The organism is Ruegeria sp. AE4, assembly GCF_056542185.1.
This window is the reverse complement of record NZ_JBQFZK010000005.1, coordinates 174,915-188,466: the sequence shown is the minus strand read 5'-3', so window position 1 is coordinate 188,466 and position 13,552 is coordinate 174,915. Positions and strand designations below refer to the sequence as shown.

Annotated in this window: 15 protein-coding genes, 1 tRNA gene and 1 pseudogene; 12 read left to right on the top strand and 5 right to left on the bottom strand. The window is 54.0% G+C overall.

The genetic code is table 11. The features are described 5' to 3' along the window. Both ACR0EK_RS10035 and ACR0EK_RS10030 read left to right on the top strand, forming a co-directional pair. Positions 1-737 (top strand): hypothetical protein (locus tag ACR0EK_RS10035; protein ID WP_480967786.1); only part of this gene is annotated, 737 nt, incomplete at its 5' end. Continuing rightward, positions 734-1,888 carry a hypothetical protein gene (locus ACR0EK_RS10030; RefSeq protein WP_480773606.1) on the top strand — a complete coding sequence of 385 codons (1,155 nt, stop codon included), beginning with the start codon at positions 734-736 and terminating at the stop codon, positions 1,886-1,888. The genes ACR0EK_RS10035 and ACR0EK_RS10030, both read left to right, overlap by 4 nt. 53 nt (positions 1,889-1,941) lie before the next feature. Here the strand turns inward: ACR0EK_RS10030 and ACR0EK_RS10025 are convergent, their stop codons facing one another. Continuing rightward, positions 1,942-2,661, bottom strand: a complete 720-nt coding sequence (locus tag ACR0EK_RS10025; protein ID WP_480773605.1) for a hypothetical protein — start codon at positions 2,659-2,661, stop codon at positions 1,942-1,944. Between the two features lie 64 nt (positions 2,662-2,725). Here ACR0EK_RS10025 and ACR0EK_RS10020 point away from each other — a divergent pair, with 64 nt between their 5' ends. The 4 genes and pseudogenes from ACR0EK_RS10020 to ACR0EK_RS10005 all read left to right on the top strand — a co-directional run. Continuing rightward, a complete protein-coding gene (locus ACR0EK_RS10020; RefSeq protein ID WP_480773604.1) occupies positions 2,726-2,977 on the top strand; it encodes a type II toxin-antitoxin system ParD family antitoxin in 252 nt (83 codons plus the stop codon). Then, on the top strand, positions 2,974-3,270 hold the full coding sequence (locus ACR0EK_RS10015) for a type II toxin-antitoxin system RelE/ParE family toxin (RefSeq protein WP_480773603.1): 297 nt from the start codon (positions 2,974-2,976) through the stop codon (positions 3,268-3,270). Before ACR0EK_RS10020 ends, ACR0EK_RS10015 begins: the two co-directional genes overlap by 4 nt. 257 nt (positions 3,271-3,527) lie before the next feature. Further along, positions 3,528-3,800 (top strand): hypothetical protein, encoded by a 273-nt coding sequence (locus ACR0EK_RS10010; protein ID WP_480773602.1) that lies wholly within the window; start codon positions 3,528-3,530, stop codon positions 3,798-3,800. Further along, positions 3,758-4,759 (top strand): annotated as a pseudogene (locus ACR0EK_RS10005) (recombinase family protein); the annotation flags it as partial. The gene ACR0EK_RS10010 and the pseudogene ACR0EK_RS10005, both read left to right, overlap by 43 nt. Here the strand turns inward: ACR0EK_RS10005 and ACR0EK_RS10000 are convergent. Both ACR0EK_RS10000 and ACR0EK_RS09995 read right to left on the bottom strand, forming a co-directional pair. Further along, positions 4,661-5,086 (bottom strand): hypothetical protein, encoded by a 426-nt coding sequence (locus ACR0EK_RS10000; RefSeq protein WP_480899649.1) that lies wholly within the window; start codon positions 5,084-5,086, stop codon positions 4,661-4,663. The pseudogene ACR0EK_RS10005 and the gene ACR0EK_RS10000 sit on opposite strands and share 99 nt — an antisense overlap. A 223-nt stretch (positions 5,087-5,309) precedes the next feature. Further along, positions 5,310-5,396, bottom strand: a tRNA-Leu gene (locus ACR0EK_RS09995). Positions 5,397-5,537: 141 nt separating this feature from the next. Between ACR0EK_RS09995 and ACR0EK_RS09990 the strand changes: the two genes are divergently transcribed. Then, positions 5,538-6,197 carry a DsbA family oxidoreductase gene (locus ACR0EK_RS09990; RefSeq protein ID WP_480899647.1) on the top strand — a complete coding sequence of 220 codons (660 nt, stop codon included), beginning with the start codon at positions 5,538-5,540 and terminating at the stop codon, positions 6,195-6,197. A 41-nt stretch (positions 6,198-6,238) separates the two neighbouring features. After that, positions 6,239-6,895, top strand: coding sequence for a lipoyl(octanoyl) transferase LipB (lipB, locus tag ACR0EK_RS09985; RefSeq protein ID WP_480870258.1), 657 nt, complete (start codon positions 6,239-6,241; stop codon positions 6,893-6,895). A 503-nt stretch (positions 6,896-7,398) separates the two neighbouring features. Here lipB and ACR0EK_RS09980 read toward each other — a convergent pair. Then, the gene (locus ACR0EK_RS09980) at positions 7,399-7,821 is read right to left on the bottom strand and encodes an HIT family protein (protein ID WP_480481394.1); all 423 of its coding nucleotides are present in this window, start codon (positions 7,819-7,821) and stop codon (positions 7,399-7,401) included. A 553-nt stretch (positions 7,822-8,374) separates the two neighbouring features. Here ACR0EK_RS09980 and ACR0EK_RS09975 point away from each other — a divergent pair. The 4 genes from ACR0EK_RS09975 (at position 8,375) to ACR0EK_RS09960 (ending at position 12,989) form a co-directional block, all read left to right on the top strand. Continuing rightward, a complete protein-coding gene (locus ACR0EK_RS09975; RefSeq protein WP_480481396.1) occupies positions 8,375-9,613 on the top strand; it encodes a metal-dependent hydrolase family protein in 1,239 nt (412 codons plus the stop codon). A 460-nt stretch (positions 9,614-10,073) separates the two neighbouring features. Beyond that, the gene (ctaD, locus tag ACR0EK_RS09970; RefSeq protein WP_267366169.1) at positions 10,074-11,732 is read left to right on the top strand and encodes a cytochrome c oxidase subunit I; all 1,659 of its coding nucleotides are present in this window, start codon (positions 10,074-10,076) and stop codon (positions 11,730-11,732) included. A 121-nt stretch (positions 11,733-11,853) separates the two neighbouring features. Further along, the gene (locus ACR0EK_RS09965) at positions 11,854-12,453 is read left to right on the top strand and encodes a 2-hydroxychromene-2-carboxylate isomerase (protein ID WP_209504229.1); all 600 of its coding nucleotides are present in this window, start codon (positions 11,854-11,856) and stop codon (positions 12,451-12,453) included. Positions 12,454-12,497: 44 nt separating this feature from the next. Then, entirely contained in the window at positions 12,498-12,989 is a 492-nt protein-coding gene (locus ACR0EK_RS09960) for a DUF2244 domain-containing protein (protein ID WP_480899645.1), read from the top strand. Positions 12,990-13,010: 21 nt separating this feature from the next. On the opposite strand, the gene ACR0EK_RS09955 is transcribed toward ACR0EK_RS09960, so the two are convergent. Continuing rightward, positions 13,011-13,496 carry a GatB/YqeY domain-containing protein gene (locus ACR0EK_RS09955; protein ID WP_480967785.1) on the bottom strand — a complete coding sequence of 162 codons (486 nt, stop codon included), beginning with the start codon at positions 13,494-13,496 and terminating at the stop codon, positions 13,011-13,013. Between the last annotated feature and the right edge of the window lie 56 nt (positions 13,497-13,552).

The following is a 13,552-nucleotide window of genomic DNA, read 5'->3' as shown; positions in this document are numbered from 1 at the left end:
GAAATTCGTCCGTCCGTTTCAGTCCCATAGTTCGTCTCCTTTGCTGCAATAAATGCTATCAAAGGAGCGGCAGCAAACCGCGACACGTCCAGACCCTCAAAACTGCAACCCTGAGCGATACAGAACTGTCCTTGGGGTGGAGAGAAGGAAGAGACAGTTGGGTACGTTCGAAGGCAAAAGACTATAGACAAGACATCAATGGCGATGAGTATGAATTTCGAGCCTATAGAGAGAAATCGGAAAGAAAAATTGCTCGTTTCGTTTGGGAGTTTGAGAGCCCGTTCTGCGCAGTATTCATCACGCACCCTAATGAAAGTGGGGTCCACGATGAGATTCTTGCACAAATTTGGTCAGACCTGGACACCTTCTCTGTGACCGACACTCCGTTGCAAAAAATTTCTCTAAGCAGCTCATTCAGCAAGCTCAATCAAAAACCAGAGCTGAAGGTTAACTCAGTCAAGATGAACGTGGACGGAGGTCATGTCAATTTGGTTGCAACCGCTCCACAAACTGGGATTCACGATATCGAGGCAATTCGGCAAGCTCAAAACGGCATTGATGCAAACCAGTTTTCGTCATCGGATGGAATTTTTCATTTCAACTCAGAAAATCTGCCTGGCCTTTCTCGGCAAGTAAAGGTTGAGGGCTCAGGAACGGACTCCCGCATTAGAATTTGGGCTCAGTGCACACGAGAAGACGTTGGTTTGATTGTACACGAAGTGAATTCGTCAAGATGACAATTGACCCTGCCAGATACATTGGTCGTCACGATGAACAGTTGGTTGAGGTTATTCAATCAAGATTGGAAACCAACACATCATCAGTACTAGACCCTGACCTGATAAGAAAAGATGCCTCATACAAAGTCAGCACTGAAGAAGTGATTACACTTCTCGAGGAGCTTCTAGAAGAAGGAATAATCTTTTCCACTGATGCCCAGTACTGCTCATCGGAACCGTGTGAAAAAGCTGGAGTATCGAGACCGCTGACAGGCGAAGAACTTGAAGCAGAAAAATGTAATGTATGCGACCAGAGCTTTGCAGATGCTGGTGAACCACTTGAGCAGCGGCACTACAGTACTCGTTCACCAATAAGTAGAGACATTCGCTGGATGATAGTCATTCACGGCTTCAACACTAGGGGGCCTTGGCAAGAAGAACTAAGTTGGCGCATTTCAAACAAACTTGCGTATGCCGCACCAGTTCTAATCTACAAGTATGGATTTGAACGGTTGGGGATTTTTTTTCGTTTCCGTCATGAAAAGCTGGTCAGAAAGCTGGGTGCAGAAATTTTATCTGCTATTGAGAACTCAAAGAAGTCAGCGCGAACGGAACCACCCGATGTGATCGTCCACAGTTTCGGTAGCCTCTTATTTTCAAAGTTATTGTTGTCCCAGGAGTTTTCGGATCAGAAGTTCGGCAGAGTGATTTGCGTCGGATCAGTAATCTCCCCCCAATATGACTGGGAAAGACACATAGCCGCAGGTCGTGTCGAAGCCGTGCTTTGCCATAGCGGCGGGAAGGACCTACCCGTGAGGGTTGCACAATTTGCTATCCCGGATTCAGGCCCTGCGGGTTACTTGGGTTTCAATAGTTTGTGTGTAAAAAACGTGCACAGTCAGCTGTTTTCTCACTCCTCCGCACTGGAACCCAAAAATATACGAACTCAACTGGATCGTGGAGGTCTTTGGGATCGTTTCCTCACGGCACCTCTTGGTACATTTAGCGATCAGACAGAAATAAAACACCCCAATTGGCGACCCACTTGGAAGATCATTCGGGGTCTCGCAAGAGTATTGCTGCTCGCGGCTGTCGCAACCGTAGCGATGCTGACTTGGGCTATTTCATCATCATTGTTCGTATGCCTAAAGAACTTGTTTGGATATTGACTCAATTCAATGAACCCAACCCGCAGCCAGTAAATCGCGTTGGGTTGGTACTTTTACGCTCTGAATCTGGCCATAGTTTTATGGACTAAGCAGTTGTGTTCTTTCACCCAGATATTCAGTTGAACAATATTTGCTGGAATATCAGGGGTATCGCTGGAAATAAGTACAAATTCATGCAAACCTTGGTCTTGGCTTTCAGTCAGCGGATCAAGTTTCCCTTCCATCGTTTTTGGCAGGCGATTTTGACCCGCTTGAATTTCAGCGCATGGTTCACCGTCTGAGCCGAGCGGGATGTTATGCCATTGCCCCCTCACACCCTGGAATGCAACCACGTGCCCATCAGCCTCACTATCGAGCTCGAAGCAAAAGCGCTCACCAAGCCGAATAGCAGTGTCCGCTGATTTCAAGTGGCTTTCGCGCTCAATGATCCCCATCGCCGTCGACACCAAGGCCAATCGAAACCGATCTGATGTCGCCATTTCATCTAATATCTCTCGCCACCTCATCTCAGGCGTTTGTGGGAATATCTCCGGTGCTTCCAAATGCGCGATATTGAAGTGATGACTGAGCAGGAAGTCATACAGCACCTTCGCCCGTATCGCTGAATATTCCCCCCGTTGCAGGTTACGCCGATAGTTGTCCGCAAGGTTCCAAGCCGGATCGAACGGAGTTTGCAGGAACTGATCAAACGGTTCATTTGCCAGTTCCGCTGCCGCGACTAGGGCTTTGTAAAGCTTCGCTTTATGCGCCTTACTCTTTGGTTCAAATGACATCAGGATTATGTTCCTATGGCAATATTTGTCATTTTGTGACATACTATGCGTAGGAGGACCAGATATGGCCAGCATGAATATTTCCCTGCCCGACCCCATGCGGGATTGGGTGGAACAGCAGATGAAATCCGGGCGCTACGACAACGCCAGTGAATACATGCGTGACCTCATCCGCCATGATCAGGACCGTGCCTCCAAGATCGCAGCTATGCAACGTCTGGTCGATGAAGCAATGGCCAGCGAAGACAGCAACAAATCCCTTTCGGAAATTCGCGCTATTGCCAGACAACAGGCTGGAATTGCTGCATCGGAATGAACTATCGCCTTTCTGCAAAGGCGGAAGCCGATCTGATCCAAATCTATATTGATGGCGTTCAAGACTTTGGCGTCATACAGGCCGAAGCCTATCAGGACAAAATAGACCAAACGATTGAACTGATTGCCGACAATCCAGAGATGGCTCGTCTGCGAGATGAAATCACCCCACCCGTCCGCATCCATCCGGTGCATGCGCATGTAATCATCTATCTGGTTGACGATAACCGGATGGTGAGAATTTTGCGTGTGCGTCATGGCCGTGAGAACTGGCCGGAAAACCCCATCGGATAATCGTTTCAACACTCTCGATCACCCGTTTACACCCTCCTTTCACCTGAGACCATCGTGTGCCTGCCACGGTAAGGTCACATCTAAGCGCATAGGATGATTGAAGAATTATTCTTGCGTGGGGCAAGATGATGTGGTTATATGTTCTATATTTGTTCTCATTTCAGTCTATGGCGAGACCATAGTGGAACGAACCCATCACCAAAACATTTCAGAGAAAGGAGCGCGTGCATGACCTGTCCGCCAGATAAAAAAAAGATATGCCTATTCGACCCAGCCTCTCGGTAGATTGGGAAGTCTACGCGGCAATGCTGGAAGACAGCGACATGCCTTTGGATCAGCAACAGGAACTGATCGAAACTCTGTGGTCCATCGTCGTGATGTTTGTCGATCTCGGTTACGACCTGCACCCCATCCCGCAAATCTGTGGAGAAGATGAAGAAGCATTGGATCAGGATTCCGCGGATTTGGTATCCTTGTTGAACAACAAATGGGCGCAGACCCGCGCAGAGGAGGACCAATGGCAGGAGTAACACCAAAACCAACAAAGGCTGTGATCTATGCGCGAGTGTCTGGGGCCAAGCAGGTCCGCGAAGGTGATGGCCTCGCCTCTCAGGAAAACCGTTGTCGGGAATACGCCACTTACAAAGACTATGATGTGGTTGAGGTGTTCATGGACGATATGTCCGGCAAATTCGAACGCCGCCCCGCAATGGATCGCATGTTGGCCTTCCTGCGTCTGCACCCCAAGGACAGCGTTGTGGTCATCATTGACGACATCAGCCGCTTTGCCCGCAACGTGCAGGCTCATATTGCCCTGCGCGAAACGCTCAGCGATGCGGGCGGCATTCTGGAAAGCCCGTCCATTGAATTTGGTGAGGACAGCGACTCGCGGCTCGTGGAACACATGCTGGCGTCTGTGGCTCAGCATCAGCGCGAAAAGAACGCGGAACAAACCTCCAACCGCATGAAAGGGCGAATGATGAACGGCTATTCCGTCTTCGCTGCCCCTATCGGATACGAGTACAAGAAGACAGGATCGCATGGCAAATTGCTGACCCGCGTTGAACCCGTCGCGACCATCATCAAGGAAGCATTGGAAGGCTATGCCTCTGGTCGGTTCTCGGCACAGGCGGATGTGCGACGGTTCTTAGAAAGCCAACCTGACTTTCCCAAAGACCTGCCGGATGGGAAAATCCGTCAGCAGAAGGTGACGGATATGCTGAACCGCGTAATCTATGCGGGCTATGTTGAGCATGAGCCGTGGGGCATCACGCGCCGCGAAGGACATCATGAGGCTTTGATCTCACTCAAAACCTATGAGGTTATTCAAGAGCGGCGTAGTGGCAGGAGCGTTGCGGCGAAGCGTCCTGACATCAACGAAAACTTCCCACTACGCGGCGCGGTGAACTGCGCGTGTTGTGACAAACCCATGACCGCGTACCATGCCCGGAGCGCTACCGGCAGACGCTACCCCTACTACAATTGCCAGAGGAAAGGCTGTTCTGAGTACCGCAAAGGTATTCGTGCAGAGAAAATAGACACAGGCTTTGAGGCGATCTTGCGGTCTCTGACCCCAAGCAAAAACTTGCTCGATATCGCGATGTCCATGTTGAAAGATGCTTGGGATCAGCGCGGGGATCAAGCCAAGCAGACGAAGGCAGAAATCAAACGCCAGCACAAAGAGTTGGACAAGCAGCAAGATGTGCTGGTTGAGCGCATGATCGAGACTTCGAATCCCAAGGTAATGGCCGCGCTTGAAGCCAAGATCGCCAAGCTGGAAGAAGACAAGCTGCTGCTGACCGATAAGCTGTCCCACACCACCAAACCCACACGCAGCCTTAGTGAAATTATCGAACTCTTGCGAGAATTCCTCTCAAGCCCTTGGAACATCTATGTAAACGGATCACTACTCGTGAAGAAAACCATCATAAAAGCGGCCTTCAAAGCCCCATTGGCCTATGACCGCGAAAATGGTTATCGAACTCCGCAAACATCTGTTATCTTTGAGTTTCTAGCGGATTTCACATCAAAATGTGAAATGGTGCGGTCGAGAAGACTCGAACTTCCACGGGTGTTACCCCACAGCGACCTCAACGCTGCGCGTCTACCAATTCCGCCACGACCGCACTGCCAGTGACTTGGTAGAGCGGCGTATAGACGTTGGCGCGCGCGATGTGAAGAGGCAAAAACACGCTGGTTTAAAATCCCACGCGGCAGCCTTATCTAAGCCGGTAAACAACACAGTTTCGATCTGACAGGAGCCGCAGATGACCTCGCCCGACACCCGCCCAATCATCCAAGTCGATATCGTGTCAGACGTCGTGTGCCCGTGGTGCATAGTAGGGTTTCGCCAGCTTGATGCGGCTTTGAAACAGCAGGGCATCCAAACCCAACTTCGCTGGCACCCGTTCGAATTGAACCCGAACATGCCGCCTGAAGGGCAGAACCTGCGGGAACACATCACTGAGAAATATGGCTCGACCCCTGAACAAAGCCAGCAGGCACGCGACAGGCTAACGGCGATCGGGGCGGAACTGGGGTTCACCTTCAACTTTGATGAAGACAGCCGGATCGTGAATACATTCAAGGCGCATCAGTTGCTGGATTGGGCCGAAGGTCAGGGCCTGCAACATCAATTGAAACTTGCGCTTTTCGACGCGTATTTCACCCGGCAACAGGACGTTTCCGACATTGAGGTTCTGTTGCAGGCTGTTACTTCTGCCGGGCTGAACCCTGATACTGCGCGGCAGTTGCTTGAGACCGGGGAGCATATCGCTTTGGTGCGAGAGAAACAGCAGTTCTGGACCAGCCGGGGGATCTCTGGTGTGCCGTCCATGGTATTTGGCGGAAAATACCTGCTGACGGGCGCACAAGGGGTCGATACCTATTCTCGGGTGCTGCAACAGTGTTTGGCCGAAGCGGCCTGACCTCTCTTCCCCTGCCCGCTTTGGGCGGATATGAGGCCGCCATGGAATGGAAAATCACCGATGGTCTGACCAGTTATGACGACGCCACCGCCTTTATGGAGGCGCGCGTCGCCGGGATTGCGCGCGGTGACGCGGCGGAGTGCATCTGGTTGCTGGAACACCCGCCACTTTATACGGCAGGCACGTCGGCAAAGATCGAAGACCTGACCGATCCTGACCGCTTTCCGGTTTATGCAAGCAAACGCGGCGGCGAGTACACCTATCACGGGCCCGGTCAGCGTGTGGCCTATGTCATGCTGGACCTGAACAAGCGCGGGCGCGACGTGCGCCAATTTGTGAAGCAGCTGGAAAATTGGGTGATATCAGCACTGGCCGAGTTCAACGTGCACGGCGAAATACGCGACGGGCGCGTTGGTGTCTGGGTGCGGCGCGACGACAAACCGCTGACGGTGACTGGCAAACCGGCAGAGGACAAGATCGCGGCAATTGGCTTGCGTTTGCGAAAATGGGTCAGTTTTCATGGCATTTCGGTCAATGTCGAACCGGACCTGGAGCATTTTTCGGGCATTGTTCCCTGCGGGATCAGCGAATACGGCGTGACCTCGTTGGTGGATCTGGGGCTTCCGGTCACTATGGATGATCTTGATGCTGCCTTGAAGAAAACCTTTGAAGAGGTTTTTGGCGCTTCGGAAACCTGATTCTGTCTGGGGTTCAGCAGTCGTCGAATCAGATTCTGTCGCACCCTGATACAACAATATGGATGGGCGGAAGGCTCTGTTTCCGAAACACGTCGCAATTTACCAAGAACGATCCAGTTTTACGGTATTCTTTAGGCAAATTTTAATTCTCTGGGATACACCAGAGTTGTTAACGAGTAATATGAAACTGCCAATCAAGAGTGAGTGGTATGTTAAACCGGTGATCAAGGGCTCGCCCTCGAAATCCGAGAAGTGTTTGGTTACGAGTCTGCCGTTCCGACCCCAAATCGGAACGGCAATTCATTTCCCCCTTCCCGCTTAATCTTATGGCCAATTCGCGTTGCAAGGGAGCAGGCGATTTCTGCGTTATCCGGCTATTGAGTCACTTGGTCGGTCCCAAGGAAGGGTTTCGGGATATCTTGTCTCCGGTCGCGGCGATATGCGCGGGCGGGTGTGGGTAATCGTCCGGATTATCACCTCACAGACAGACCGTAAAATATTGACTACAAAGCGAGTTTTATCTTCTCCGCATGTTCGGCAATCAGGTCGAAATCACCCATTTTACCAGACGGGCGCATCGACACGCCGTCATGACGCGGCAGGATGTGAAAATGGAGGTGGAAAACCTCCTGCCCGCCTGCGGTTTCGTTGAATTGCTGAATGGTTACACCGTCCGCCTCGAAGGCTTTCATCACTGCACGAGCCATCTTTTGAACGGTGTTCATAACCGCCGCCAGTTGGTCGGGCGTGGCATCCAGCACATTGCGGCAGGGCGTTTTGGGGATCACCAGCAAATGCCCATCGGCACGAGGCATGATGTCCATAAAGGCCAGTGTGTCGGCGTCTTCGTAAACTTTTGACGAAGGTATCTCGCCGCGCAGAATTTTGGCGAAGATGTTGTCGGGATCATAATCCATGGTTGCCATCCGTTCCTTGAGGGGCTTTTGCCCGAGTTGTGGTCCACCCGCCCCGCCGGGTCAAGCCGGGGGATTGAGCCGTGAAATGTACAAAATGTACCGGGTTTTCAGAGGGCGTTGTACGTTTTGTACACTTGGATTTGGCATGAGATCACATCCTCAGAGACAGATGCGGCGCGTTCCCGACAGGTGATGCCTGCCTAGGCAGCAGAGTACAGATTTCGCAACTCTTAATCGGACGTAAACTGGTTAAGTTTTTGAGAAATTCATCCAGGTCGAGTCAAAGGTCCGCCAGATGGACGAAGCTGACGTTCGTCAACTAGGCCGCGCCGACGCCTTTTAACGTTGTCAGAGCGGCTCTTGGGATTTCCGACGGTCGGAACGTGAAGTTGATCAGAGTTATATACAGGTATAGCGTGAAAGAGCATCTTCAGACCGTTCAGACTTCAGAAGGATTTCGTAAATGCCGGCTCTCTTCCGTATTCCAATAACCGTGCTGTCGTTAGCCTTGGCCTGGTCACCGGCAATGTCTCAGGATGGATCATCCATCCTGTTCACCAACGTGAACGTGTTTGACGGCGAAAGCGAACAACTACTGGAAGGTGCGAATGTCGTCGTAACCAACAACTTGATTACTGCGGTTACCACGGAACCTCTCGCTGTAGCGGGCGGGACAGTCATCGATGGTGGCGGGCGCACGATGATACCGGGGCTCATCGACGTCCACTGGCACACTTCATATTGTTGCGCGGCTCAAACCACCGTGATTTCCGGAGATATACTCGAGATCGCAATCCGGGGTGCCATGGGATCGGAAGACACGCTGATGCGCGGATTCACGACGGTGCGAGACGTCGGCGGCAATCCCTTCGCGACAAAGAAGATGATCGATGCGGGCGAAATTCCCGGCCCACGAATCGTGCCTTCTGGCCCTCCGATTAGCCAGACGGGCGGTCATTTTGACTACGGTGCCTACCAGGACGCGCCTTCAAACCCGGGTGACTCGCTTTGGTATTGGAACCGTGTGGGGCTGATGCTGATCGCGGACGGGGTTGACGACGTCACACTGCGCGCCCGCGAAGTCATGCGCATGGGCGCTTCGCAAATCAAGATTTCTGGCGGTGGCGGTGTTTCGTCGGTCTATGACCCGCTCGACATGAGCCAATACACGCTCGAAGAGTTGAAGGCATTCGTCGCGGTTGCAGAAAGTTACAATACCTACGTCGCCTCGCATATCTTTACCGATGCAGCTGCCCAAATGGCGATTGAAGCCGGGGTCAAAACCATTGAGCACGGCAATTTGCTCAGCAGGGAAACCCTACAGATGATGAAGGACAACGGCGTCTGGTTGTCTGTCCAGCCATTGCTTGACGACGAGGACGCTTTCTCATTCAGCGACCCAGTTAGCACAGCGAAATGGGTGGAGGTTACTGATGGCACCACGACCTCAATCGATATGGCCAAAGAGATCGGCGTGAAGGTCGCATTCGGCACAGATATGCTTTTCGATGCGGAGCTTGCGAAAAAACAAGGCAAATTCCTGGCGAAGATGAAGACTTGGTACACGCCATACGAGGTTCTGAAAATGGCGACCTCGACAAATGCTGAATTGATAGAACTCGCCGGACCGCGCCACCCGTACCAGGAAGGCCCGCTTGGTGTGATCCGGGAAGGCGCTTATGCTGATCTGATCCTCGTCGATGGCAATCCTATGGACGATATCGATCTGGTCGCGGACCCCGATGCAAACTTCGACCTGATCATGAAGGACGGCAGGATATTCAAAAACGAGATCGAGTGATCAGCATTTCTTCAAGGTGTTCCGAACGCTGTGTGAGCCTATTAGATGGCAGGCTAACTCGATGCGCCTCAAGGTGCGCGACAAGGGCGGGGTGGGCCACAGGTAGTTCGCTGCGCAAGCACGAATGTCTTAGAAGGTCTCGGGGCTCCCCCCTTCCCTGTCCTCGGTTCGGGTGATTGGCCAGAGGCAAAGGTTCACGCCTTTCCGGTCAGCTTTGAGAGACGGACCCATTGCGGGCGACCTGAACACAGGCGCTAGGCCCGCTGTATCACCAGCCCCCCCCGAACGCTCAGATCCCGGCTTCTCGAACACCCGTTTTCAAGGGGGGTGCGGCCATTTATCTTGATCCAGATCAAACTCGGCCATTGAAGGTCGCCCCTACGCATTCTAAAACCAGCAGGAATCCCGCGCGTTGGAGAGGTCCGGCTGCGCGGTGTAGTTGCAACAGGAGGCACCTATAATGGCAGACGCAGCCATTCATGGTCACGACCATGAAGACCAGCGCAGCTTTTTCCAGCGCTGGTTCATGTCGACCAACCACAAGGACATCGGGATTCTGTACCTGATCGTTTCGGCTCTGGCCGGTCTGATCTCGGTTCTGATGACCGTTTACATGCGGCTTGAACTGATGCACCCCGGTGTTCAGTACATGTGCCTGGAAGGCTTCATGGCCGACCCGTGTACGCCCAACGGGCATCTGTGGAACGTGATGATCACCTATCACGGTGTTCTGATGATGTTCTTTGTTGTCATCCCTGCCCTGTTCGGCGGATTTGGCAACTATTTCATGCCGTTGCAGATCGGCGCGCCGGATATGGCGTTCCCGCGGATGAACAACCTGTCCTTCTGGCTTTATGTTGCCGGTACCTCGCTGGGTGTGGCCTCGCTGCTGAGCCCGGGTGGTAACGATCAGATGGGTTCGGGCGTGGGCTGGGTTCTGTACCCGCCGCTGTCCACGACCGAGGGCGGCATGTCCATGGACCTTGCGATCTTTGCCGTGCACGTATCGGGCGCCTCCTCGATCCTCGGCGCGATCAACATGATCACCACCTTCCTGAACATGCGTGCCCCCGGCATGACCCTGTTCAAGGTGCCGCTGTTCAGCTGGTCGATCTTCGTCACCTCGTGGCTGATTCTGCTGTCGCTGCCGGTTCTGGCGGGCGCGATCACCATGTTGCTGATGGACCGCAACTTTGGCTTTACCTTCTTTGATCCGGCCGGTGGCGGTGACCCGATCCTGTATCAGCACATCCTGTGGTTCTTTGGCCACCCGGAAGTGTATATCGTGATCCTGCCCGGTTTCGGCATCATCAGCCATGTCATCGCGACCTTCTCGCGCAAGCCGATCTTTGGCTACCTGCCGATGGTCTGGGCGATTATCGCAATCGGTGTGCTGGGCTTTGTCGTGTGGGCGCACCACATGTACACCGTTGGCATGTCGCTGCGTCAGCAGGCCTATTTCATGCTGGCCACGATGGTCATCGCGGTTCCGACGGGCGTTAAGGTCTTCTCGTGGATCGCGACCATGTGGGGCGGTTCCATCGAGTTCAAGACACCGATGCTGTTTGCCTTTGGCTTCCTGTTCCTGTTCACCGTTGGCGGTGTGACCGGTGTGGTGCTGTCGCAGGCTGGCGTGGACCGTGCCTATCACGACACCTACTATGTGGTGGCACACTTCCACTATGTGATGAGCTTGGGTGCTGTCTTTGCGATCTTTGCGGGGATGTATTTCTACTTCGCAAAAATGACCGGTCGCCAGTATTCCGAGTTCTGGGGCAAGGTTCACTTCTGGATGTTCTTCATCGGCGCCAACCTGACCTTCTTCCCGCAGCACTTCCTGGGTCGTCAGGGCATGCCGCGCCGCTACATCGACTATCCCGAAGCGTTCGCGCAGTGGAACTATGTTTCGTCGATCGGTGCGTTTATCTCGTTCGCCTCGTTCCTGCTGTTCTTCGGCATCGTGATCTACGCCCTGCTGCGTGGCGCACGCGAGACACGGCCCAACTACTGGAACGAGTATGCCGATACGCTGGAATGGACCCTGCCCACCCCGCCGCCCGAACACACGTTCGAGCAGCTGCCCAAGCAGGAAGACTGGGACAAGGGCCACGCGCACTGATCCCGACCTGATCCAAGAAACCCCGCCTAGGTGGCGGGGTTTTTCTTTGCTCTCACCCCGCGTTCGCCAAGTGCGACGAAATCGGCTATGATGTGCGGACGGAACAGTCGGAGGGTCGGCAATGCCCGAGATCGACTTTTGGTATTCCATTGGCAGCACGTACAGCTTCCTGACCGTGATGCGTCTGGAGGAATGGTGCGCCCAGCATGACGCCACGGTGAACTGGCGCCCGTTCAACGTGCGCACGGTGATGTCGGCCCAGCAGAACATCCCTTTTGCCGGAAAGCCTGTGAAATCGGCTTACATGTGGCGCGACATCGAACGCCGCTGTGCCAAGTACCACATCCACGCCAACCTGCCCGCGCCCTATCCGATTTCCAATCTGCCACTGGCCAATCAGGTTGCGTTGCTTGGAATGATGGATGGCTGGGGCGTGACGTTCACCCAAACGCTCTATCGCATCTGGTTCGAGGAAGGGGTGGAAGCCGGTCGCGAAAGTGCGCTGTCCGAGGCGCTTTTGCGGTGTCAGCAGGACCCCCGACTGACCCTGGCACGCGCGCAGGGCGACGACATCGTCGCGGCCCTTGAGGCGGAAACCGAAACCGCCGTCAAACTGGGTGTTTTCGGCGCCCCCAGCTTTGTTGTCCGGCAAGAGGTGTTCTGGGGTGACGATCGTCTGGATGACGCCCTGTCCTGGTCTCGGGTCGGCCACGTCGTCTGATCAAAACCCGTCGACATGAGGCGGCGCTGCGCTATGTTCTCGGTATGCCCTATACGTGGAATCAGACCTCGGAAACCGAACAGGAACTGCGGCTTTGGCCGCATAACTCGCTGCCGCCGCGGGGGGCGATGATCACGATCCTGTCGGTGTTCCTATTTGGCCTGATCCCGCTGCTGGCCACGCTTGGTTCCGTGATCCTGTGGGGGTTGCTGCCGTTTCTGCTGATCACTGTGCTGGGGCTGTGGCTGGCCATCAAGACCAACTACCGCGCCCGCAGTGTTTTCGAGGTTCTGACCCTGTCGGGCACACATGCGCGGCTGGTGCACCACACCCCCGGCAAAGAGCAGCACGAATGGTCTTGCAACCGCTATTGGGCGCGGCCCGCGATGCACAAGAAAGGCGGCCCGGTTCCACATTATGTCACCCTTGTCGGAGACGGGCGCGAGGTCGAAATCGGGGCGTTTCTGTCCGAAGATGAGCGGATCACGCTTTATGACGAGCTGGTCCTAAGACTGCGCGAGCCGGTCGCGCAGTAATGTTTTCCGAGGCCCAGTGCCTCAGCAATCTCCGTTTGAGGCTGCGCACAGGTGATCCTTGACCATAGGACCGACCTTGCCGAAATCCATCTGGCCGGTATAGCGCGTTTTCAACTCGCCCATCACCTTGCCCATATCGCGGATCGAACCCGCGCCGGTTGCCGTGATGGCGGTTTGAATGGCCTTGCTGACCTCATCGTCATCCAGCTGTTTGGGCAGAAATTCCTCGATCACCTCGACTTCGCGAATCTCGCGTTCGGCCAGATCCAGGCGACCGCCCTCTTCGTAGGCGCGGGCGCTTTCCTTGCGCTGCTTGGTCATTTTCCCAAGGATTTCAAGAACCTCTGCGTCGCTGCATCCCTTTGCTTCTTCATTGTCGGACGCACGTGCCGCGATGTCGCGGTCTTTGATGGCGGCGTTGATCAACCGCAGCGTCGACAGACGCTCGGCTGCTTTGTCTTTCATTGCTTGCTTCAGGGCGGCATTCACCCGTGATCGCATGTCCATTTGGTTTGTCCATCCCCATGACAACGGAACCCCGACCATATCGAAACAAAAAGCCT

What these genes read in the sequence shown, in the direction of transcription:
- ACR0EK_RS09990 (WP_480899647.1), top strand. Translation starts at nt 5,538, where the DNA reads ATGACCTCGCCCGACACCCGCCCAATCATCCAAGTCGATATCGTGTCA.
- ACR0EK_RS10010 (WP_480773602.1), top strand. Translation starts at nt 3,528, where the DNA reads ATGCCTATTCGACCCAGCCTCTCGGTAGATTGGGAAGTCTACGCGGCA.
- ACR0EK_RS09965 (WP_209504229.1), top strand. Translation starts at nt 11,854, where the DNA reads ATGCCCGAGATCGACTTTTGGTATTCCATTGGCAGCACGTACAGCTTC.
- ACR0EK_RS10020 (WP_480773604.1), top strand. Translation starts at nt 2,726, where the DNA reads ATGGCCAGCATGAATATTTCCCTGCCCGACCCCATGCGGGATTGGGTG.
- ctaD (WP_267366169.1), top strand. Translation starts at nt 10,074, where the DNA reads ATGGCAGACGCAGCCATTCATGGTCACGACCATGAAGACCAGCGCAGC.
- ACR0EK_RS10030 (WP_480773606.1), top strand. Translation starts at nt 734, where the DNA reads ATGACAATTGACCCTGCCAGATACATTGGTCGTCACGATGAACAGTTG.
- lipB (WP_480870258.1), top strand. Translation starts at nt 6,239, where the DNA reads ATGGAATGGAAAATCACCGATGGTCTGACCAGTTATGACGACGCCACC.
- ACR0EK_RS09960 (WP_480899645.1), top strand. Translation starts at nt 12,498, where the DNA reads ATGCCCTATACGTGGAATCAGACCTCGGAAACCGAACAGGAACTGCGG.
- ACR0EK_RS10025 (WP_480773605.1), bottom strand. Translation starts at nt 2,661, where the DNA reads ATGTCATTTGAACCAAAGAGTAAGGCGCATAAAGCGAAGCTTTACAAA.
- ACR0EK_RS09980 (WP_480481394.1), bottom strand. Translation starts at nt 7,821, where the DNA reads ATGGCAACCATGGATTATGATCCCGACAACATCTTCGCCAAAATTCTG.
- ACR0EK_RS10015 (WP_480773603.1), top strand. Translation starts at nt 2,974, where the DNA reads ATGAACTATCGCCTTTCTGCAAAGGCGGAAGCCGATCTGATCCAAATC.
- ACR0EK_RS09955 (WP_480967785.1), bottom strand. Translation starts at nt 13,496, where the DNA reads ATGGACATGCGATCACGGGTGAATGCCGCCCTGAAGCAAGCAATGAAA.